General features: G+C 63.9%; 15 protein-coding genes and 3 pseudogenes. 8 read left to right on the plus strand and 10 right to left on the minus strand.

Going from position 1 to position 15,474, the window contains the following annotated elements; translation table 11 throughout:
* Positions 1–644: pseudogene (locus DH10_RS22260) on the plus strand (MFS transporter); the annotation flags it as partial.
* A gap of 29 nt (positions 645–673) precedes the next feature.
* Here the strand turns inward: DH10_RS22260 and DH10_RS22265 are convergent.
* Positions 674–2,050, minus strand: a complete 1,377-nt coding sequence (locus tag DH10_RS22265; protein WP_192256880.1) for an aminotransferase-like domain-containing protein — start codon at positions 2,048–2,050, stop codon at positions 674–676.
* A gap of 113 nt (positions 2,051–2,163) precedes the next feature.
* Between DH10_RS22265 and DH10_RS22270 the strand changes: the two genes are divergently transcribed.
* A complete protein-coding gene (locus tag DH10_RS22270) occupies positions 2,164–2,550 on the plus strand; it encodes a DUF983 domain-containing protein (protein WP_192256879.1) in 387 nt (128 codons plus the stop codon).
* A gap of 31 nt (positions 2,551–2,581) precedes the next feature.
* Here DH10_RS22270 and DH10_RS22275 read toward each other — a convergent pair whose 3' ends face one another.
* A complete protein-coding gene (locus tag DH10_RS22275; protein ID WP_192256877.1) occupies positions 2,582–3,139 on the minus strand; it encodes a GNAT family N-acetyltransferase in 558 nt (185 codons plus the stop codon).
* 51 nt (positions 3,140–3,190) lie between these two features.
* Positions 3,191–3,713: pseudogene (locus DH10_RS22280) on the minus strand (DNA helicase).
* A 284-nt stretch (positions 3,714–3,997) separates the two neighbouring features.
* Here DH10_RS22280 and DH10_RS22285 point away from each other — a divergent pair.
* Positions 3,998–5,002: a hypothetical protein gene (locus tag DH10_RS22285; RefSeq protein WP_192256875.1), complete on the plus strand. Its 1,005-nt coding sequence runs from the start codon at positions 3,998–4,000 to the stop codon at positions 5,000–5,002.
* A 21-nt stretch (positions 5,003–5,023) separates the two neighbouring features.
* Here DH10_RS22285 and DH10_RS22290 read toward each other — a convergent pair whose 3' ends face one another.
* Together DH10_RS22290 and DH10_RS22295 are read right to left on the minus strand one after the other, a co-directional pair.
* On the minus strand, positions 5,024–5,311 hold the full coding sequence (locus tag DH10_RS22290; protein ID WP_192256873.1) for a hypothetical protein: 288 nt from the start codon (positions 5,309–5,311) through the stop codon (positions 5,024–5,026).
* A 303-nt stretch (positions 5,312–5,614) separates the two neighbouring features.
* On the minus strand, positions 5,615–6,064 hold the full coding sequence (locus DH10_RS22295) for a GatB/YqeY domain-containing protein (protein WP_192256871.1): 450 nt from the start codon (positions 6,062–6,064) through the stop codon (positions 5,615–5,617).
* Positions 6,065–6,334: 270 nt separating this feature from the next.
* Between DH10_RS22295 and carA the strand changes: the two genes are divergently transcribed.
* Positions 6,335–7,537 (plus strand): glutamine-hydrolyzing carbamoyl-phosphate synthase small subunit, encoded by a 1,203-nt coding sequence (carA, locus tag DH10_RS22300; RefSeq protein WP_192385319.1) that lies wholly within the window; start codon positions 6,335–6,337, stop codon positions 7,535–7,537.
* A gap of 17 nt (positions 7,538–7,554) precedes the next feature.
* Here the strand turns inward: carA and DH10_RS22305 are convergent, their stop codons facing one another.
* From DH10_RS22305 to mntR, 4 genes are all read right to left on the minus strand, one after another.
* Positions 7,555–8,823, minus strand: a complete 1,269-nt coding sequence (locus tag DH10_RS22305; RefSeq protein WP_192256869.1) for a TCR/Tet family MFS transporter — start codon at positions 8,821–8,823, stop codon at positions 7,555–7,557.
* 248 nt (positions 8,824–9,071) lie between these two features.
* Complete coding sequence (gene ypfJ / locus DH10_RS22310; protein ID WP_192256867.1) at positions 9,072–9,971, minus strand: KPN_02809 family neutral zinc metallopeptidase; 900 nt, start codon at positions 9,969–9,971, stop codon at positions 9,072–9,074.
* A gap of 152 nt (positions 9,972–10,123) precedes the next feature.
* The gene (locus tag DH10_RS22315; RefSeq protein ID WP_192256942.1) at positions 10,124–10,312 is read right to left on the minus strand and encodes a hypothetical protein; all 189 of its coding nucleotides are present in this window, start codon (positions 10,310–10,312) and stop codon (positions 10,124–10,126) included.
* Positions 10,313–10,410: 98 nt separating this feature from the next.
* Positions 10,411–10,863, minus strand: a complete 453-nt coding sequence (gene mntR, locus DH10_RS22320) for a manganese-binding transcriptional regulator MntR (protein ID WP_192256865.1) — start codon at positions 10,861–10,863, stop codon at positions 10,411–10,413.
* A 218-nt stretch (positions 10,864–11,081) separates the two neighbouring features.
* On the opposite strand from mntR, the gene DH10_RS22325 reads away from it, so the two are divergent.
* The 3 genes from DH10_RS22325 (at position 11,082) to DH10_RS22335 (ending at position 14,167) form a co-directional block, all read left to right on the plus strand.
* Positions 11,082–12,437 (plus strand): Nramp family divalent metal transporter, encoded by a 1,356-nt coding sequence (locus DH10_RS22325; protein WP_192256863.1) that lies wholly within the window; start codon positions 11,082–11,084, stop codon positions 12,435–12,437.
* 45 nt (positions 12,438–12,482) lie between these two features.
* Positions 12,483–13,322, plus strand: coding sequence for a protein-L-isoaspartate O-methyltransferase family protein (locus DH10_RS22330; protein WP_192256861.1), 840 nt, complete (start codon positions 12,483–12,485; stop codon positions 13,320–13,322).
* Positions 13,323–13,516: 194 nt separating this feature from the next.
* Positions 13,517–14,167: a dihydrofolate reductase family protein gene (locus DH10_RS22335; protein ID WP_192385320.1), complete on the plus strand. Its 651-nt coding sequence runs from the start codon at positions 13,517–13,519 to the stop codon at positions 14,165–14,167.
* 181 nt (positions 14,168–14,348) lie between these two features.
* On the opposite strand, the gene DH10_RS22340 is transcribed toward DH10_RS22335, so the two are convergent.
* A complete protein-coding gene (locus tag DH10_RS22340; protein WP_192256857.1) occupies positions 14,349–15,215 on the minus strand; it encodes a LysR family transcriptional regulator in 867 nt (288 codons plus the stop codon).
* Between the two features lie 99 nt (positions 15,216–15,314).
* Here DH10_RS22340 and DH10_RS37135 point away from each other — a divergent pair.
* Positions 15,315–15,474, plus strand: a pseudogene (locus DH10_RS37135) (LysE family translocator); the annotation flags it as partial.

Here is a 15,474-nt window from a genome sequence, read left to right on the forward strand (position 1 = left end):
CCGCAGGCGCCGCCGACCGGCCAGCCGGCCTTGCGCGCGAAGTGCGCGTGCTGGGACGCCAGCAAGTCTGGACCTCGCTCATCCTGATGCTGATGCTGATGATCGGCCAGTTCGGCCTGTTCACCTACATCACGCCGACGCTGCTCGAAGTCACCGGCCTCGACGAGAGCCTGATCCCCTGGGTGCTGCTGCTCAACGGCGTCGGCGCCACGATTGGCGTTCTTTTGGGCGGCAAGCTTGCCGACTGGAAGCTGATGCCGTCGCTGATCGCCATGCTCTTCCTGCAGGCGGTGATGCTAGGCATCATCTATGCGGTCAGCCCCTACCCGGTGCCGATGATCGTTGCGATCGTCCTCTGGGGCGGTCTCAACTTCGCCATCGGCGCACCGATCCAGACCCGCATCCTGGCCTGGACGGCGGACGCCTCGAACCTGGCCTCCTCGCTCATTCCGTCCGGCTTCAATGTCGGCATCGCGCTCGCCGCATCGCTGGGCGCCGCGATGCTCAATGCCGGCTTGGGCTATCGCAGCCTGCCGCTTGCAGGTGTGCTCGCCATGCTGGTAGCCGTGGTGGTCGCACTCGCCTCGCAGGCTTGGGAATGGCGCAGCCGCGCAACGCCGCCGCTGCCAGCCGCAGCGGTTAAGGCCGCCGCTCCGCCGCCGCCTGGATTACATCAAACCGGCGCGGGCGAGGATTCGAAGCGATTGGCAAGGATCGACAGCAAATTGCGCAGGCCCTCCTCCAGCCTTTCCCTGCTGGATGCCGCGCCCAGCGCCAGGCGCAAGCCGTCGGCAACGCCGGGCGCGACGGAAAATTCCTCGGCCGGACTGATGGCCAATCCGCGGCGCCGGGCCGCGTCGACGAGCTCTGAAGAGCGCGGCCGCCCCGCAAGCGGATACCAGAGATGCAGGCTCGATTCCGCCGAGGCGAACCCCGCCGGCAGGATCTTGCGCGTGATCTTCTGCCTGGCTTCCGCTTCGGCACGCACCGCGGCCGTGATCTCGCCGGCCAGGCCGCTTCGCACCCATTCGCAGGCGAGACCCGTCATCAGCGGCGGCGCCATCATCGTGGTGCCCCGGATTGCCGCCGCGATCCGCTCGACGGCTTCCGCATTGGGCGCGGCCAGGAAGGCGGTGCGCAGGAAAGGCGAGATGCATTTCGCCAATGTCGCGACATGGAAGGTCCGCTCCGGCGCGAGACTAAGGAAAGCTGTTGGGGAAGCAGTCAGCAACGGACTGTAGGGATCGTCCTCGACGATCAAGAGGTTCAGCTTGCCCGCCATCCGCGCCAGGTCCCGGCGCCGGCCCTCAGGCATGGTGGCTGCCGTGGGATTGTGGAGCGTCGGGTTGAGATAGAGGACGCTGGCACCGTGCCGTCGCGCCGCTTCCTCCAGATAGTCGGGACGCATGCCGTCATCGTCACGGCCGACACCGGCCAGTTTCCGCCCCGTGGCCCCGGCCAGCGCGATCAGGCCGGGATAGGTCAGCGCCTCGGTGAGGATCGTGTCGCCCTCGTGGGTTTGCGACAGCAGCACGGCCGCAAGCAGCGCCTGCGCCCCCGAACCGACAGCCACGCGCTCGACCGGCGGCCTGTCGCCGGTTGCCGCAAGCCATGACGAGCCGGCGGCGCGTTCGGCGGGCGAACCCGGGCCGGGATGGTAGGAAAGCAGCGCTTCCGCGCTGGAACGTTTGAGCAGTCCCTCGATGCCGCTCCGGATCAATGCCGGCAGGCTGAGGCCCGAAGGCGCCGGCGGAATGTTCATGCTCAGATCGAGGATCGGCTCTTCCGGCTCGCCGGGCGTGACGAAGGTGCCGCGGCCGGCCGTTGCGTCGATCAGATTCCTGCGGCGGGCTTCGGTGAAAGCCCTGGTGACCGTGGTCAGATCCACGCCAAGGAAACGGGCAAGCTCGCGTTGCGGCGGCAGCCTGTCCCCCGGCTGCAGTCGGCCGCTCGAGCGGGCAGCCGCAAGCGCATCGACAATTCTGAGATAGATCGGCCGATGGCCCTCCTCCAAGGGAGAAAGCCAGCCGAGGTCGCTCTCGCCGTTCATGCTATCTTTGTCCATACATTTTGTCGCATTGTATGCATACAATCATGATACTAGTATGTATCGGTGACCTCAAGGCCGATCGACCGCCATGCGAGGTCCCTGGAGCGACAACCATGCAAGATCACGCGCACTACCCCCACCTCGAACCCTGGCGGGTCGGTATCCGTGGCCGCTGCCCGCGTTGCGGGGAAGGCCGGCTGTTCGAAGGGTTTCTGAAGCTGGCGCCGAAATGCGATGTCTGCGGGCTCGACTATTCCTTTGCCGACCCGGCGGATGGGCCCGCCTTCTTCGTCATCTGCTTTGCCTGCGTGCCCTCCATGCTGTTCGCTGTCTGGGCACAGGTGACTTTCGAGCCGTCCATGTGGTTCCACGCCTTCGTCTCGGTGCCCATAATTCTGGCGACCTGCATTCCGCCGCTCAGGCCGCTGAAAGGCTGGCTTGTCGCGAGCCAGTACTACTACAAGGCCGAAGAAGGAAGACTGGCCAAGCCCGGCGAATAGGCGCATCAGGCTCCATTGCCCGTGAACATACCTAAAGGTCGATCCGGTACTTGAGGCTCTCCGCGCCGCCATAGGCGGCGACCTTGGCGAACCGCCCGACGAGAATGCCGCCATTGGCGAGCACCACCTTCTGGGACGCAAGATTGTCAAGATCCGTGGTGATCTCGACATAGTCGAGGCCCACCGCCCTCGCCTCGTCGAGCATCAGGCGCAGCGCCTCGGTGGCGTAGCCGCGCCGCTCCTTCCACGGCACAACGGCATAACCGATATGGCCGAGCACGTGCGGCGGCAGCGCCGACGTGCCCTTCTGCCAGCGAAGCCCGATCGAGCCGGCAACCTCGCCATCCCAGATCCAGCGCCGAAACCCCGGCAGGCGCGGCACCGTCGTGCCGTCCGGCAAGGCGATGCGCGGCCCCTTGGCTTCGGGATCGTCAAGGCTGGCGAGAAAGGCGACGGGATCTTCCTCGATGGCCGCGAGCTGCTCGCGCGTAGCCTCCATCAGCCGGACATTGTCCGGCGACCAGCCGCGCTCCAGCGCCGCCTTGTAGGACGGCAGGTGTTCGAGCGCGGGTTTGACGATTTCGACCATGATCCGTGTCCCTTTGCAGACCGGCAGGCATAGTGGCAGTCAGGATTGCTCTCAAGCCGCATGGAAGCGGAGTTCGCCCTTGTTCAGGAAGCACGTCTTGTCGAACAGCGACAAATCCAAAGGGTTCGGCAGCCGGACGTCGTCAAGGTCGGGAAACGGCTTCCGGGACGGATCGTACGACCGGTCGATCTGCGAGATGAAGACCAGGATCAGTCCCTGTTCGCGGGCAAAAGCCCGGAGCCTGCGGACCTGCACTGTCCGTGTGCGTATACTCCAGCGTGAAAAACACGCTGCGATGGCCGGACTTCATCGCCTCGACCGCAAGCTCGAGACTCATCAGGGTCTTGCCCTGCCGCGGCCTGGCGCCGACCAGCACCAGGTCACCAGGCGCGAGTTGCGCAAGCAGGCTGCCGGCGGGTGTGGCTTCAGCGGCTTTGGCCGCGAGCAGGCTCCAACTGGCGAAACCCTCCTCGGCAGCGGCACGATCGAGGGCCTGGTGAAGCGGCACTCTGTCCCTGCGGGACAGGAGCCTGGCCTGACGCTTCAGACGATAGACGGGCGCGGAAAGCCGCATCGAAAAAACCTCCTGGTGCGAGCAGTCTTCGCAACCCCTCCTTATGCCTGGTGCTCGAACAGTCGGTTCAGTGATCGAATGCCCCGCATGAACAATGCTTTCCCAACGGAGGGAGGAGGCGTGGGCGCGCCGAATCGCATGATACCCCAACGCGAACAGACCGGAAATCACGGATACTCAGGACACGCTAAACTAGAAGTGTTTCGCCGATTGGCGCGCGGCCTTTTATGATTGGTAGAGGTGATTCACCATAAGCGATAACGGCTGGAGAGGGGAAATAATCGGTGCGCTCGAGATCTGTTCCGCTGGGTGTCGCTGTTCTCTGCCTCCTCGCCTTTGCCGCCGCGCTGGCGATGTCGGCCCGATCTTTCGCGGCGCTGCGGTCCTCAAGCATTCCGGCATGGCTGCAGGCTCATGTCGGCGAAGGCGACGGTCAGATCGCTCAGGTGGTCCTGGAACGGGCGCGCGCGCTTTACCTGAAGAAGGTGAGCGAAGGTTCCGTGAAAAATCCCTGCTACTTCGCCATGGACGCGACCCGTCCCGGCGATTTGGGCAATGGCGTGTTGGGGCGCCGCTACTACATCGTCTGCGAGGCCGAGCAGTCGTTCCGCGCGGTCTCGGCCGGTCACGGCGGCGGCCGCGACCTGAAAGGCGTCGCCAATTTTTCCAACGGCAGACGATGCGCGAAGAACTTCGGCAACGCTTTTGATTCGGAACTGACGGCCGGCGGCGCCTACATGACGGCCGAGGCCAAAACCTCGTTCAAGGGTTATTATCGCGTCGGCGCGAAGCAGGATGCGATTTTCATGCGCACCTTCGTGCAGTTCGACGGCGAAGGCGAAACCGCCAACGCCAGGCAGCGCGTGATCGGCGGGCACCCGGCAGCGCTGCTGAGGGGAATGTGCCTTCGCAAAAGCCCGAACAGCTCATACGCCGACCACGATGGCTACGTGCCCTTTGGCAAGCTGGTGAACTATGCCGGCGGCCGCAGCAATGGTTGCACCAGTTGGTCGCCCGCGGATGCCGAGCAGATCATCCCGATGGTGAAGGACAACCCGACGACGCTCTACATCTATCCGGAATCTCGGGACATTGCCGCCATGGCGCGTACCGTGGCTGCCAGACAATCGATGTCGGCTACCGGACTGTACTGGAATGCATCCTGCCTGAAGGAGATCGGCGCGCCGAAATTCTGGCCGAAGAAGATGCTCGAGCCGATCATCGCGCAATACAAGAAGGATCACCCTTTGCCGCCTCCGCAGCCGGTGCCGATCTGCAAGGATCCGTGAGGTTCCCGCGGCTGCCTATCCCTACTGAAGCAACCCCTTGACGATGGCGCTTTGGCTTGGCGAAGTCCATCCGGCCGCCACGGCCTGCGCCCGTTCGCTTGCAAACATCGTGAGGCACCACTCCGATCGGAGTTCGTCGTGCCGCAGGATGTAGAGCGCGCCATCGCTGCCCTTGACCTTGCAATAGCGGTAATCGGCACCAAACCATTGGTCGACCACCTCGAAGACATCCACCTGGTCGCCGTTGAGGCAGAACCTTCGGGGCACTTCGACGTTGCCGTCCTGCCGGGTTTCGACCTTGATCCGCATACGCGCCTCCGCGCTTTGATAGAGGCTGATCGCTGCCTCTTCACCCAGACACTCGCCTGAATCCCTGCCACCCTGACCGGATCGGACGGGCCTCATCGCGGCGAAAACGGACAATCGCAAGGCGATCTACAGCACCTGCTCCAGAAATGCCTTCGTCCGCGCCTCTCTCGGGTGATCCAATATTTCCTCCGGCGAGCCATCATCCACGGCTTGACCTGGGCTTGGGTGCCCAGCCTTACATGGGCCTCACCGCGGGAGCGGCAAGAATGCCTGCTGCAGCAGTCCCCCTACTGCGGCAATCCCCTACTGCAGCAGCCCCTTGACGATGGCGCTTGCCTTGGCGAAGTCCATTTGGCCGGCATATTTCTGCTTGAGCGCGCCGATGACCTTGCCCATGTCCTTCTGGCTGGCCGCGCCTGTCGCGGCGATCGCCTCGCGCGCCGCCGCCGTGATCGCGGCATCGTCGAGTTGCGTCGGCAGGAACTCGCGGATGATCTCCATCTCGCCGCGCTCCTGAGCGGCCAGTTCCGGCCGCTTGCCGTCCTCGAAAGCCTTGGCCGATTCCTCGCGCTGCTTCACCATCTTGGCCAGGATCTGCAGGATCTCCTCCTCGCTCGCCGCCGGCTTGCCGGCGCCGCGATTGGCGATGTCGCGGTCGTGGATGGCGGCCTGGATCAGCCTGAGCGTCGGCAGCCGGTGCTTGTCCTGCGCCTTCATCGCGCTCTTCATGGATTCGGCGATTTTCTCGCGCATCGTGCTTCTCCTTCGAACGCGGCGGACAATAGCTTTGCCCGGCGCCCAAGGCAAATCCCGGCAAACTATTGATATTGCTTGGCGAAATAAATCGATTCCGTTCGCAGCAAGCGTCATTGACCGCTTTGGCGCCTTCCCCTATGTACTGAGCCTCGCATGAACTGAAAATCTGGTTGCGCGCAGGCTCGCGAATTCGCCGGTGCGCGCTGTTTGCTGCGCGGATCGTCCCGCAAACGGGATGATCTGGAAGCAGCCTCTAGGAGTGCCGCCATGGCCACGACCACCGCCTGGGCCACCGAAAAGCCGACCGCACTTCTGGTGCTCGCCGACGGCACGGTGATCGAGGGCCGCGGCCTCGGCGCCACCGGCTCGGCGGTCGCCGAAGTCTGCTTCAACACCGCGCTCACCGGTTACGAGGAGATCCTCACCGACCCCTCCTATGCCGGCCAGATCGTCACCTTCACCTTCCCGCATATCGGCAATGTCGGCACCAACAGCGAGGATATCGAAGACCTCAATCCTGCGGCGCGCGCAGGTGCCGTCGGCGCGATCTTCAAGGCCAATGTCACCGACCCGTCCAACTACCGGGCAGCCGGGCATCTCGATCAGTGGCTAAAGAAGCGCGGCATCGTCGCGCTTTCGGGTATCGACACTCGCGCTCTCACAGTGCTGATCCGTGAGAAAGGCATGCCCAACGCCGTCATTGCCCACGCGCCCGATGGCGTCTTCGACCTTGACGACCTGAAGCGCCGCGCCGCTGCCTGGTCGGGTCTGATCGGGCTGGACCTCGCCAAGGAAGTCACCTCGGGCCAGTCCTCGGTCTGGCGCGAGACGCCCTGGGCCTGGAACAAGGGTTTTGGCGAACAGGACGCGCCGTCGCTGCACGTGGTGGCGATCGACTATGGCGTCAAGCGCAACATCCTGCGCCTGCTCGCCGGTCTCGGCGCCAAGGTCACCGTCGTGCCGGCCAAGACCGGCGCGGAAGAAATCCTGGCCATGCAGCCGGACGGCATCTTCCTTTCCAACGGTCCCGGCGACCCGGAGGCGACCGGCGAATATGCCGTGCCGGTGATCCAGGATCTGCTGAAGACCGACATCCCGGTGTTCGGCATCTGCCTCGGTCACCAGATGCTGGCGCTGGCGCTCGGCGGCAGGACCGAGAAGATGCATCAGGGTCACCACGGCGCCAACCATCCGGTGAAGGACCACACGACCGGCAAGGTCGAAATCGTCTCGATGAACCATGGTTTCGCCGTCGACGCCGACTCGCTGCCCGAAGGTGTCGAGGAGACCCATGTCTCGCTCTTCGACGGCTCGAATTGCGGCATCGCGTTGACCGGCCGGCCGGTGTTCTCGGTTCAGCACCATCCCGAGGCTTCGCCCGGCCCGCAGGATTCGCACTATCTCTTCCGTCGCTTCGTCAACCTCGTTCGCGAACGGCGCGGCGAGCCGGCGCTGGCCGAGCGCGCGTAACGCAAACCGGACGCGGCTCAGGCCGCGTCGGTCACCGCGTCCTCGGCGTGCATGCGCTCGACTTCCTTCGGCGTCGGCTTGGCCACTTTCGCCACGAAGACGATCACCGCCAGCGTCAGGAAAATCGCGCCGAGCACATAGGACGCTCCGCCGAACGCAACCGGCGCGCTCGGGCCGGTGAACCACGAGAAGATCGCAGTATAGAGCAGTGGCGTGATGATCGAGGTGATCGAGAAGATCGAGGTCATCGCGCCCTGCAGTTCGCCCTGCGCCGAAGGCGGCACCTTGGCCGCGGCGAGGCTTCTTAGCGGCGGGTCGGCAAGCGCTTCCAGGCAGCCGGCGACGATCACCGCATAGATCATCCAGCCTTGTGTCGCAAACGCATAGCCGAAGGCGCTGAGCGCCGTGAAGGTTAGGCCGATCGCCGCCGTCTTCCATTCGCCGAGGTTGGGGATGACGCGCGGCAGCACGGTCGCCATGACGATCGCGCCGCACAGGCCGAAGGCGCCGAGCGAGAAGCCGATCTGCTGCTCGTTCCAGCCATAGCGGTAGTTTGAAACGAAGGACCACACCGCCGGATACATCATGTGGCCGAGCGTCATCAGGAAGAAGACGAGCCCGATCCAGCCGATGCCGGGATAGTTGCGCATCTGGACGAGCGTGCCGACCGGATTGGCGCGTTTCCACTCGAAGCGGCGGCGATGCTGCTCGTCGAGCGTCTCCGGCAGCAGGAACATCGCGATCAGGAAGTTCACGAAGGCAAGCCCGGCGGCGAAATAGAACGGCACACGCGGCCCGAACGTGCCGAGCAGGCCGCCGAGCACCGGGCCGATGACGAAGCCGACGCTGAAGGCGATGCCGAGCAGGCCGAAATTCTTGGCCCTGTTCTCGTCGTTCGAGATGTCGGCGATGAAGGCCGATGTCGTCGAGTAGCTGGCGCCGGAAATGCCGGCGAGCACGCGGCCGATGAACAGCATCGGATAGGACCAGGCGATGGCGCAGATCAGGTTGTCGATCGAAAAGGTGAGCACCGAGGCGAGCAGGATCGGCCGCCGGCCGAAACGGTCGCTCAAGCCGCCGATGACCGGCGCGAAGAAAAACTGCATCGCCGCATAGACGAAGAACAGCCAGCCGCCCTCGATCGCCGCCTCGCTGACGCCGACACCGGTCAGCTCCTGCAGATAGGCCGGCAGCACCGGCATGATGATGCCGAAGCCGATGACGTCGAGCAGAAGCGTGGTGAAAACGAGCGCAAGGCCCCGCTTGGCGGTCCTGGGGTCGATCATGGTGACAAGCTCCTCGGCCGCCAAAAGCATGTCTCCCGAAAGTGGAAACCGGTTCGGGATGAAGGCATGCGTAAATTCAAAAAACCTAAAGCGCGTCGCCTGACTCCGTTTCAGCGCGATGCGCTTCAGGGCACAGGCGAGATGCACCTTATAGGCGAGCTTGTCGCCCGGAACAATAAGCGAACGACCGCAGCTGCCTCATCCTGACATCAGTCGATGCGGAAGGACGGCAGCCCTACATCGCCGCCTCAGACCGGATTGTTGAACGTATCGCAGTCCGAAAGCTTGCCGCTCTTGTAACCGCGCGCCAGCCAGGTCTGCCGCTGCGCCGACGTGCCGTGGTTGAAGCTTTCCGGCACGACATAGCCCTGCATCTTCTTCTGCAGCGTGTCGTCGCCGATCTGCTTGGCGGCATTCAGCGCGCTTTCCATGTCGCCCTGTTCCAAGATGCCCTTCTGCGCGGTGTAGTGGGCCCAGACACCTGCGAAACAGTCGGCTTGGAGCTCGACCTTCACCGACATCTGGTTGGCCTCGGCCTCGCCCATGCTCGGCCGCATCTGGTTGAACTTCTGCATGATGCCGGTGAGGTTCTGCACGTGGTGGCCGACCTCATGCGCGATCACATAGGCCCGCGCGAATTCGCCCGAAGCGCCGAACTGCTGGTCGAGCTGCTGGAAGAAGGTCATGTCGAGATAGACCTTGTGGTCGCCCGGGCAATAGAACGGTCCCGCCGCCGACGAGGCAAAGCCGCAGGCCGAGCGGATCTGGCCGCTGAACAGAACCAGCTTGGGGTCCTCATAGCTCAAACCATTGGCCTTGAAGATACCGGTCCAGGTGTCCTCGGTCTCGGCGAGCACCGTCGCCACGAACTGCTTCATCTCATCGGAAGCAGGCGCCCCGGTGCTGTCCTGCGCGCCGCTGTTGTCGGTGATCTGGCCGCCGCCGTCGCCCAGGATCTGCGATGGATCGAAGCCGAAATACCATCCGGCAAGCACGACGAGGATGACCAGGATGATGCTCGAGCCGCCGCCGGCGCGGCCACCGATCGGAATGCGGAACTGACCGGGGCTGCCGCCGCCGAATCCGCCGCCGCTATCGCCGCGCTGATCTTCGATGTTGTCGCTCTGACGACGGCCTCTCCAAAGCATGGCAACTCCTCGTGCTGCGAATATCTGGAAGGCCAGGCTCGCGACCGCTCCCTCCGCAAACAATTATCCCAATGGTCAGGTCAAGTCACAGCATTTTTCGCAGCCGAAATACGACTTGGCGACTGCGTTGGATCCCAGACGAGCCGGCAATTTCAGCTCTTCTGCTTCAAGCCGGCGCTTTTGCCGTCTGAACTCTTGGAGCGTTCTTCGAAACGGGCAGCGCCCTTCTTCAGCGGACGTCTAGTTTCGCTCTCGGTCTTGCGTTCGTCCTGCGCCGAGGCTTGCCTCAACCCCTTCGCTGACTCCTTGCCCTTTTTGGTCGGTGCCTGTTCCACGCCCATCGCTTGCTCCTCCCTGGCCGCCAAGGATTGCGGGCCTGGGAAACGAACGCGCTGAATGCGCAGCGGTTCCAGCGTCACTGGGAGGGAGCCCAGTTGGCTTAGCGGGTTATCATCGCCCTGCGAAAGGCTTCCAGCGTCTCGGCGCTGACATGGTGTTCGATGCCCTCGGCATCGATGCGCGCCGTCTCGGCGCTGACGCCCAGCGAGCGCAGGAACGCTTCCACCGTCTGGTGGCGGATGCGGCTCTCCTCCGCCACCTTGCGGCCGGCCTCGGTCAGGAACACCCCGCGATAGGGCTTTCTGGAGACCAGCCCGTCGGCGCAGAGCCTGGTCAGCATTTTCGCCACGGTGGGTTGCGCGACGCCAAGCCTGGCTGCGATATCGACCTGACGGGCTTCGTTGCCGTCTTCGATCAGGTCGGCGATCAGCTCGACATAGTCCTCGACGAGCGCGCTGCGGCGCGCCTCGCGCGTATGCCGGAACCCCTCCGAATGGATTTCGGCATCGGGAAGCGGCTCTTCACGTCGAACCGGTCTGTTCCTCAGCGCCAACACGCGCTCCTTCTTGGCTGGCCGAAGGCTGAATCGGGGATCGCATTCATAACACGAACCCCGGTGCTCCGGCCGTTTATTTGCATTCCCGCTCACGTGCAACCGGCCCCCCTGCACCAGTGGATAAAAGCACAAACAATGAAATATAGCCTATTGCATAATGTTGAGCCGTGGCATAGATAAGGGGCGCCATCAATACATTCCAGCGGAAGTCCATGATGTCCGACGCAGAAGCCGTATCCCGTTCCTCGTGGCAATTTGCCCGCGCCGATGAGGGCGAGCAGCCCAGCCTGCGCGAGGTCAACGCCACGATTGCAGTGCCGTGGACCGGCGTCTGGTTCCGCCGCCTGTTCGCCTTCATGGGCCCGGGCTACATGGTGTCGGTCGGCTATATGGACCCGGGCAACTGGGCGACCGACCTCGCCGGCGGCGCCCAGTTCGGCTACACGCTGCTTTTCGTCATCATGCTGTCGAACCTGATGGCGATCCTGCTGCAGGCGCTGGCCGCCCGCCTCGGCATCGCCACCGGCCGCGACCTCGCGCAGGCCTGCCGCGCCTACTATCCGCGCCCGGTCAATTTCCTGCTCTGGATCGCCTGCGAGCTCGCGATCATCGCCTGCGACCTCGCCGAGGTGATCGGCACGGCGATCGCGCTGCAACTGCTGTTCGGCATTCCGCTGATCGGCGGTGCCGTGCTCACCGCGCTCGACGCCTTCCTTGTGCTGCTGCTCATGAACCGAGGCTTCCGTTACCTCGAAGCTTTCGTCATCGCGCTGCTGATCATCATCTTCGGCTGCTTTGCCGTCCAGATCTTCGTTGCCGCGCCGCCGGCCGGCATGATCCTGCATTCGATGTTCGTGCCGTCGTCCGAGATCGTCACCAACCCGACAATGCTCTACATCGCCATCGGCATCATCGGCGCCACCGTGATGCCGCATAATCTCTACCTGCACTCCTCGATCGTGCAGACCCGCGCTTATGCGCGCACCGATACGGGCAAGCGTGACGCCATCAAGTGGGCGACGACGGATTCGACCATCGCGCTGATCCTGGCGCTGTTCGTCAACGCCTCCATCCTGATCGTTGCGGCCGTGGCCTTCCACGGCACCGGGCACCAGGATGTCGCCGAGATCGGTCAGGCCTTCGAGCTGCTCTCGCCGCTGCTGGGCTTGAGCATCGCCTCGATCCTGTTCGCGGTCGCGCTGCTCGCCTCCGGTCTCAACTCGACGGTCACCGCGACGCTCGCCGGCCAGATCGTGATGGAAGGCTTCCTGCGCCTGCGCATCCCGCAATGGGCGCGTCGCCTGCTGACGCGCGGCATTGCCATCGTCCCCGTCGTGATCGTCACCGCGCTCTACGGCGAAAAGGGCACCGCCCAGCTCCTCGTCTTCAGCCAGGTGGTGCTGTCGATGCAGTTGCCCTTCGCCGTGGTGCCGCTGGTGCAGTTCGTGTCGGACAAGAAGAAAATGGGCAATTTCGCCATCCCGCGCGGCGTCGCCGCGCTCGCATGGGTGGTCGCGGCCATCATCCTGGTGCTCAACTTCAAGCTGCTCTTCGACACTTTTGCCGGCTGAGATCAGGCCGCGACATCCGAGCCGGCCGCGCTATCTTCTGGAAGCATGACCGGATCGGACGACGCCCGAAAATTCTACGCCAAGCTGATGGCCGCGCATGCGCGCTCCGCCGATCCCCGCATTGAGGAGGTGTTCGCCTCGGTGCCGCGCGAGGCCTTTCTCGGGCCCGGGCCGTGGACCGTTTTCGCCGGCGACGGCGGGTTCAAAACGCCGACTGCCGATCCGAGCTACATCTATCAGAACGTGCTGGTGGTGCTCGATGCCGACAAGGGCATCAACAATGGCGAGCCGGTTCTGCACGCCATGTGGATCGGCAAGGTCAAACCGAAGCCCGGCGAAGCCATCACTCATATCGGTGCCGGCACCGGCTACTACACCGCGCTGCTGGCAAGGCTGGTCGAGCCTGGAGGTGAAGTCACCGCCTTCGAACTCGAGCCCGATCTCGCGGAGCGAGCAAGCCAAAATCTTGCAGCTTACGGCAATGTGAAAGTGATCCAGGGCAACGCGGTCACCAGCCTGCTCCGACCTTCTGACATCATCTATGTCAATGCCGGTGTCGCGGCCCCTCCCGCGGCATGGTTGAGGGCGCTCAAACCCGGCGGCCGCATGATCTTCCCCTGGCGTCCCGCCGAGCGCATTGGCCTTGCGGTGATTGTCACGCGCATGGAGGGCGGCTTTGCCTGCCAACCCTTCATGGGCTCCTGGTTCATCCCCTGCGTCGGCGCCTGGATCGCCGGGCCGGAAGCAAAAGTGCCAACCCGCGAGCGCGCCGCCCGCACGCGCTCGATCTGGCTGAGTGAAGACAAGGCACCTGACCGCACCGCCACCGCCGTCTTCGGCGATGTCTGGTTCTCGTCGCGTATCATTCGCGGCGGCAAACGCTAAAAACTTTGTCGGCGGTTGTCGAAATGGAGACCCGTCGTTCGTCCTTAGAGCAATTCCAGGAAAAGTGCGTAACGGTTTTCCGTCTGGAATTGCATAAAAACAAACACTTAGAGCAGCTCAGCGCTTCTGTGAATGCTGAACTGCTCTAGGCTGAAATCCGGCCGTGATGGTGCGGATCACGAAAGGAGAAGACCATGCGAAAGATCATCGCCGCCACCTTCATCAGCCTCGACGGCGTCATGCAGGCGCCGGGCGGACCGGAAGAGGATCCGGTCGGCGGCTTCAAGTTCGGCGGCTGGACCTTCCATTACTTTGACGAGGTGGCGGGCGCGGCTCTGGATGAATTATTTTCCAAACCCTTTGCGCTGCTGCTCGGCCGCAGAACCTACGACATCTTCGCCGCGTACTGGCCGTATCAGAAAGATCCGATCGCGGATGCCTTCAACCCTGCGACCAAATATGTGGCGACGCATCGGCCGGATACCCTGACCTGGCAGAACACCCAGTCGCTTGGGCCGGATGTCGTTGCAAGGCTCAGGCAGCTCAAACAGGAAGACGGACCTGACCTGCTCATCCAGGGATCGGGCAATCTGATCCAGAGCCTGCTCGCCAACGGGCTGATCGACGAGATCCGGCTGATGATCTTCCCGCTGTTGCTGGGCAAGGGCAAGCGGCTGTTCGGCGATGAAGCGATTCCGGCCGCCTTCAAGCTTATCAAGTCGCAGGTCTCGAGCACCGGCGTCATCATGGCGACCTATGAACGTGGCGGCGCGATCAAGACCGGATCTTTCGCGACAGAGCAGCCTTCGGATGCCGAACTCGAGCGGCGCAAGAACTGGAAGTAATATCGGCACTTCTTTCCTCGCCCCCACGAACTTGGGGGAGAGGTGGCTCGGCGCAGCCGAGACGGAGCGGGGGACTGGCGCGACCACGGCCAATATCCCTATGCTCTCGCTCTACGAAGCCCCCTCTCCGGCCGCTTCGCGGCCACCTCTCCCCCGCTTTGGCGGGGGCGAGGAAATGCCTTCACGCCGCCTGGCGATAACGCGCCAGACCCTCGCGGATATGAGCCGCGAAGGCTTGCGCCGCCGGCGCGACGGCATGTTTCGGCACATGCAGGTTGACCGAAAAATTCGGCAGCGCCGGCAGGCCGGCGTCGGACAGGATGTCGAGGTCGGCCGGAACCGTCGAGGCGAGCCAGGTGGTCACAGCAAGGTCGGAGCGCACGGTCGCCGTTGTTGCGTCGATATTGCCGTTCTCGAACACGGTGCGCCAGCCGAGCCCATGCTCGCCGAGCGCTGCCAGCACCGCCGGACGGAAGGCGCAGGTGTCGGCGACCATCGACACCGGCAGCGGCCGCTTCAAACGCGCCGTGCCGCCCCTGGCGCCGACCCAGACCAGGCGGTCGACCAGCAGGCATTCGCCAGCCGTCCGACCGGCCCGCTCCTCGATGACGGCAAGATCGATGTTCCCCGCGGCCAGCCCGGCCGCGAGCTCCGGCGAGGAAGCGCAGACCAGCGAGATCTCCACCTGCGGATGGGCTTCGGCGTAAGTCTTGAGCACGGGTTGAAGCAACGTGCCGACAAGGTCGTAAGGCACGCCGATCCGCACCTGGCCGGCGACCGCCTTGCCGCTTATCTCCGCCAGGATGTCGTCGTTGAGCTGCAGCAGACGCCTCCCCTTGTCGAGCAGCCGTTCGCCGGAACGCGTCAGCTTCAGGCCGCGCCGGTCACGCTCGAACAGTGTCTGGCCAAGAACCTCTTCCAGTCGCTTGATCTGCTGACTGACGGCGCCTTGGGTCAGATTGAGGGCATTTGCAGCGCCCGTCATGCTCGCCTTTTCGGCTGCTGTGACGAAAGTGCGGACGAGTGTGGTATCGAGATCGCGGTTCATTCCTTCATTATAAATGCTAATGATTGTCATATCAAACATTGCATTTACTGATGGATCAAAGCGCCTAGCATGCCGGCTCTTCCGATCGGGAAAGCCCAGATGTCCGCAACAATCCTCCCCCTTGTCCTGTTCGCGCTGATCTCGACTTCGACGCCCGGCATCGCCACGACGCTGTCGACGGCATCCGGCGCGCAGTTCGGCTTTCGCCGCTCCGTGCCGCTGATGGCCGGCAGCGCCGCGGGACTGGCCTCGGTGGCGG

Source organism: Mesorhizobium silamurunense, assembly GCF_014843825.1.
Lineage (GTDB): Bacteria > Pseudomonadota > Alphaproteobacteria > Rhizobiales > Rhizobiaceae > Mesorhizobium > Mesorhizobium silamurunense.